A 2953-nucleotide genomic window follows, 5' to 3' on the forward strand; every position below is an offset into this window, starting at 1 on the left:
CGCGCGCAATCGGCCAGCAGGTTCGCCAGCACCGCCGCGCCTTGCGCGAGGTGTACCGGATCGGCATCTTCCGCTTCGTTGTGGCTGAGCCCGGCCTTGCACGGCACGAACACCATCGCGGACGGCGCGACGTATGACAGGTTCACCGCGTCGTGCCCCGCGCCGCTGCACATCTCCAGGTATGGATAGCCGGCGGCGGCCGTCGCCTGCCGCACGCGCACGACGCAGTCCGCATCGAACACCACCGGCGCGTATTCGGCGATCGTCTGCACCTGCACGCACGTGCCACGCAGCGCGGTGCGCTCCATGCAGATTGCCTCGATATCGGCGACGAGTTGCTGCAACGCCGGCCGCGACGGGTGGCGCACGTCGACGCTGAAGCGCACCTTGCCCGGTATCGTGCTCGGTGAATTCGGCTCGCACGCGACATGGCCGACGGTCACGCGCGCGTCGGCATCGAACGCATGGCCGTGCTCGACGATCGCGGCGATCATCGCGGCCGCCACGCCCATCGCGTCGCGGCGCACGCTCATCGGCGTCGTGCCCGCATGCGACTCGAAGCCGGTAACCGTGACGTCGAGCTCGTAGATGCCCTGCACCCCCGTCACGACGCCGATCGGCAAGCCGGCCTGCTCCAGCACCGGCCCCTGCTCGATATGCGCTTCGAAATACGCTTTCGGCATCTGTCGCTCGCGCGCGGGGCCGGCGAAACCGGTGCGCTCGAGTTCGTCGCGCAGCAGCACGCCCGTCTGCATGCACGGGCGCGCCAGTGCATAGTCGAGATCGAGCGCGCCCGCATAGACGGCCGAGCCCATCATGCCCGGCGTGAAGCGCGAGCCCTCCTCATTGGTCCACGCGACGACGTCGATCGGGTGCCGCGTCGCGATGCCGTGCTCGTTCAGCGTGCGGATCGCCTCGAGGCCCGCGAGCACGCCATAGACGCCGTCGAAGCGGCCGCCGAGCGGCTGGGTGTCGAGATGGCTGCCGCACATCACGGCCGGCAAGCCGGGCTGCGTGCCGGGCCGGCGCGCGAACACGTTGCCGATCGGATCGATGCGGATCTCGCAGCCCGCGGCCTCGCACCAGGCGATGAAGCGGCGCCGGCCTTGCGCATCGTCGTCACTCAGCGCGAGCCGGCAACTGCCGCCGTGCGCGGTCGCGCCGATCGTCGCCATCTCCATGAGCGAATCCCACAGTCTCTGCTGGTTCACGCGCATCATCGTCGCCGCTCCTGAAAAGCACCGAGCATATACACTCGACCCAATAAGAAAAATCCAAGATTTCGTTGTTGATGATAATTTTTACTTGTCACTCGGCGTTCCGCCCGGCCCCCGTGCCTTCTTTCTCACTGGATCGATCGCCCATGAAGCTCAAGCAACTCGATGCGTTTCTCGCGGTCGCCGAGCATCGCACCATTCGCGGTGCGGCGCGTGCGCTCGGCGTCACGCAGCCGGCCGTCAGCGGCATCGTGCGCGAGCTCGAACACGAGCTGGGCGTGCCGCTCGTCGTGCGCAGCGTCAAGGGGATCGCGCTGACCGATTACGGCAGCGCATTCGCGATTCGCGCGCGGCTGATCGTCGAGGAGATCCAGCGCACGCGCGACGAGATCGAGCAGTTGCGGCTGGGCACGACCGGCTCGGTATCGATCGCGGTCAGCCCGACCGTCGCGTTGACGATCCTGCCGCGCGCGTTCGCGGCCTTCACGCGCGACCTGCCCGGCGCGACGCTGAACGTCGACGATGCACTGACCGCGACGGACCTCGCGCGGCTGCGCGACGGCTCGCTCGACTTCATCGTCACGCACCAACTGTCGAACGCGCTGCCGGACCCGGACGAATTCGCGAGCATTCCATTGTTCCGCACGGCGTTCGCGGTCGTCGCGCGAAGCCGGCATCGGCTCGCGCGGGCCCGCTCGTTGCGCGAGCTCGTCGATGCGCACTGGTGCGTGCCGCGCTACGGCGAAGGCGGCGACGACCTGATCCGCTCGATCTTCATGCCATTCGGCCTCGACGTGCCGAAACGCGTGGTGCACTGCCCGTCGTTTGCCGCGACGCTCGGGCTCGTGTCGCAGACGGATGCGCTCGGCGTGTTCGCGCGGCCGCTCGCCGAGGTCGAACGCCAGTCGCGCGGGATCGTCGCGTTGAATCTCGCCGAGCCGATGCCGGCGCTGACAGTCGCGATCGTGATGCGGCGGCATGCGTTGCTGACGCCGGCCGCGCTCCACTTCATCGAGTGCCTGAAAGGTGCGTCTGCAACCGTGTCGGCCGCGGACGACGCGTGACGCTCAACCCACGTGCACGCCGCGCAGCTTCGTCAGCAACGCAACGAGACGATCGATGTGCACGTCCTCGGTGCGCCACGACGACACGCTGATCCGGAACGCCGGCCGCCCCTGCCACACGGTCGCGCCGAACCACACGTCGCCCGACGCCTGCGCGGCTTCGAGGATCGCCGCCGTTTCCTCGTCGGTGCCGGCGCGCACGAGCACCTGGTTCAGCACGACGCGGTTCAGCACGTCGTAGCCGGCCGCCCGCAGGCCGTCGGCGACCCGCGCCGCCTGCGCGCAATGCCGCTCGATCATCGTCGCGACGCCGGCGCGGCCGAGCGAGCGCAATGCGGCCCACACGGGAATGCCGCGCGCGCGGCGTGAGAATTCGAGGTTCAGGTTCTTCTGCGCATCGTGCGCGCCGCTCAGATAGACGGCGTCGCTGTTCATCGCGGTGGCGAGCGCGGCCGCGTCGCGACAGATCACCATCGCGCCGTCGTACGGCGTGTTGAGCCATTTGTGACCGTCGGTCGTCCAGCTGTCCGCGCCGTCGATGCCGTCCGTCAGCGCGCGCTTCGACGACGCGCGCGCCCACAGGCCGAATGCGCCGTCGACGTGCACCCACGCGCCGGCCGCCTTCGCGGGCGGAATCAACGCCGCGAACGGATCGAATTCGCCGGTGTTACT

The 2953-nt window shown here is 68.9% G+C and carries 3 protein-coding genes; 1 reads left to right on the forward strand and 2 read right to left on the reverse strand.

Annotated elements, in window-relative coordinates; translation table 11 throughout:
- On the reverse strand, window positions 1–1220 hold a 1220-nt coding region (locus JMF90_RS31470; RefSeq protein ID WP_011548447.1), incomplete at its 3' end, for a Zn-dependent hydrolase.
- A 143-nt stretch (window positions 1221–1363) separates the two neighbouring features.
- On the opposite strand from JMF90_RS31470, the gene JMF90_RS31475 reads away from it, so the two are divergent.
- The gene (locus tag JMF90_RS31475) at window positions 1364–2281 is read left to right on the forward strand and encodes a LysR family transcriptional regulator (protein ID WP_012338845.1); all 918 of its coding nucleotides are present in this window, start codon (window positions 1364–1366) and stop codon (window positions 2279–2281) included.
- A 3-nt stretch (window positions 2282–2284) separates the two neighbouring features.
- Here the strand turns inward: JMF90_RS31475 and JMF90_RS31480 are convergent.
- Window positions 2285–2953 (reverse strand): pyridoxal-dependent decarboxylase (locus tag JMF90_RS31480; protein WP_236598068.1); only part of this gene is annotated, 669 nt, incomplete at its 5' end.

Source organism: Burkholderia sp. E168m23 (genome assembly GCF_016586125.1).
In the GTDB taxonomy this organism is placed as follows: domain Bacteria; phylum Pseudomonadota; class Gammaproteobacteria; order Burkholderiales; family Burkholderiaceae; genus Burkholderia; species Burkholderia orbicola.

Excerpts from the sequence above, each read along its gene's own strand:
- JMF90_RS31475 (WP_012338845.1), top strand. The coding sequence starts at position 1,364 with ATGAAGCTCAAGCAACTCGATGCGTTTCTCGCGGTCGCCGAGCATCGC.